Below are 2360 nucleotides of genomic sequence, written 5' to 3'. Positions count from 1 at the left end.
CTTAAAGTATGGCGAGACCAATGCGCTGGGCTGTGTCACCGGCAAGCCGGTGGGGCAAGGCGGTATCAGAGGACGTGCAGAAGCAACCGGCCTGGGCGTGTATTATGGTATACGGGAAGCATTGGGCGATACGGAGCTCATGAAGCGCACCGGCATCACCGGCAATACCATGCAAGGCAAGCGCATCATCGTGCAGGGACTGGGAAATGTAGGCTATAACGCAGCGCATTTCTGCCAGCAGGATGGTGCCATCATCATAGGTATAGCAGAGCGCGAAGGAGGCATCTACAACGCGGATGGCATTGATGTGGCCGAAGCCTTCAAGCACCGCAGCGAGTCAGGCTCCATCCTGAACTTCGGCAATGCCCGGAATTTCGAAAATTCGATGGAGCTGCTGGAAGAAGAATGCGATATCCTGATCCCGGCTGCTCTGGAGAACCAGATCAACGAAGAGAATGCGGGCCGCATACGTGCCAAGATCGTTGCGGAAGGAGCCAATGGCCCCGTTACCCGGGATGCCGAGAAGATTCTGCTCAGCAATGGCGTCATTATCATTCCGGATCTGTACCTCAATGCCGGTGGTGTGACCGTTTCGTATTTTGAATGGCTCAAAAACCTTTCGAATGTACGGTTTGGGCGTATGGGGAAACGGGCAGAAGAAGCCAGCCACCGCCGCCTGGTCAATGCAATTGAGAGTTCTTCGGGCAAGAGCCTGAATGCAACCGAACGGAATCTGCTCATACAGGGGGCCGATGAGATCAGCCTGGTACGTTCCGGATTGGAAGATACCATGATCAATGCCTACCATGAAATAAGAGGAGTAATGAACAAAAAAGGGATAACCGATATGCGGACAGCCGCCTTCCTGTCAGCTATCGAAAAGATCGGGGTTAGCTACGAGGCGCTGGGAATTTTCCCTTAAGGTATAGCTGCTGGTAATCGGGTATACAAAAAAGTCAGGATCCTGCGTTCAGCGCTTGGTCCTGACTTTTTTGTATGAACAGAAGCCAATCTGTCGCTTCGGCCAGATCAGTAAAATAATTGAAATGGATGAAGTCGTGCCTGGGCAGGATACGGCCGGCTACGTAGTTGCTGATGAGTGCTTTAAAATGATCTTCTGAAAATATCACAGCCGCATAAATGTCCGACTGAATGCTCTCAAATACCTGTGGATAATATTCCTTGGTCAGCCATGCCTCCTGATCGGCAGTCAGGGGTCCTATGCTGGAAATATCAGTGCAATAAAAGCAGATTTTCCGGTAGGTTTTTACAAATTGCAGCGCCTGCCAATACACATCCTTCAATTGCTCGGTATCGGGCTTGGCTTTCCAGGTAATCGTCAAAACCTCCGGTTTACGTGAAAGCGCAATACGAGCAAAAAGAGATTCGCTTATCAGCATATAGCAGAACGCTTTATCATTGAAAGAACATTCGAAATATAGAATATAAATTCTGGGAAACAAATATTCCATCGTTTGTACTTTTTACAAATCCGTACAAATACATCCTCACGCAGAATTGTACTGGTTCAGCAAAATTCATTCGTTTCCTTACTTGCCATGGCTACTGTTCCATGTTACATTCTAAGAAATAAGGTTTGCTTTAATTCTGCCGTTATCCAGCATAGATCTGAACCGACTGCCCGATAAGAAATAACCATGCGTTTGTGCTCGCAGCCGGGGCGGTTTGTTGCTCACACCCGTCAACTCCAATTTGGTGGCAGACTACGGCATCAACCAGGTAAGCTCGGTCGAAATGAAACCACGGCGGAGGGGAATGCTTCCTCCCGGCTGTATTAACCAGGGCTATACCTGTTATAAAAAAGGCAGCAACCTTGCGGGTTGCTGCCTTTTTAAATTTACCTTTCAGCGTTTAGGTGCTATACCTTAAGGTAAAGCCTGCGGGCTTATACATTGTCAAGCTTCAGCCACTTTCTGTAGATCTTTTGTTGAAGTTCAGTCGGGTTTTGCACCTGCTCGAAAGTATAGCGTACGGCCGTATCCTGCACAATCGGCACCTGCAAGGTGAGCAGCTTGCCATCGCGGCTCACCACAACCGGTAGCTTCTCCCCTATGGCGCGGCCACTGATCAGGGTCTTAATATCTTCTTCCACCCGGTACCCGTCAATGGCGATAATCTCATCGTTCACGTTGATGCCGCCTTCCCAGGCGCTGCTGCCCCGTGACACGCTCTTCACGATCATTTTGCCATTTTCCATTGCCGTACCAGTTCCCCAGTTCAGGTTAGGTATACCTTTGTTCTGGTCGACGAGGCGCAGGCCGGCCGCTTCAAAATAGCTGTTGTAGTCGGGTGATTTGGTACCGTTGACATAGTCGCGGAAGAAGTCATCCAGCTTCTTT

Annotated in this window: 3 protein-coding genes; 1 reads left to right on the top strand and 2 read right to left on the bottom strand. The window is 49.6% G+C overall.

Annotated elements, in window-relative coordinates:
* The coding region (locus OB13_RS10275; RefSeq protein ID WP_461490076.1) for a Glu/Leu/Phe/Val family dehydrogenase at positions 1–922 on the top strand (922 nt) is incomplete at its 5' end.
* Positions 923–956: 34 nt separating this feature from the next.
* Here OB13_RS10275 and OB13_RS10270 read toward each other — a convergent pair.
* Positions 957–1343 (bottom strand): hypothetical protein, encoded by a 387-nt coding sequence (locus OB13_RS10270; protein WP_461490075.1) that lies wholly within the window; start codon positions 1341–1343, stop codon positions 957–959.
* Between the two features lie 563 nt (positions 1344–1906).
* Positions 1907–2360: PDZ domain-containing protein (locus OB13_RS10265; RefSeq protein WP_461490074.1), on the bottom strand; the 454-nt coding region annotated here is incomplete at its 5' end.

The sequence above is a fragment of the Pontibacter sp. HJ8 genome (assembly GCF_054824225.1).
The sequence above is the reverse complement of the archived record's forward strand: the minus strand, read 5'-3'. Positions and strand labels throughout refer to the sequence as shown.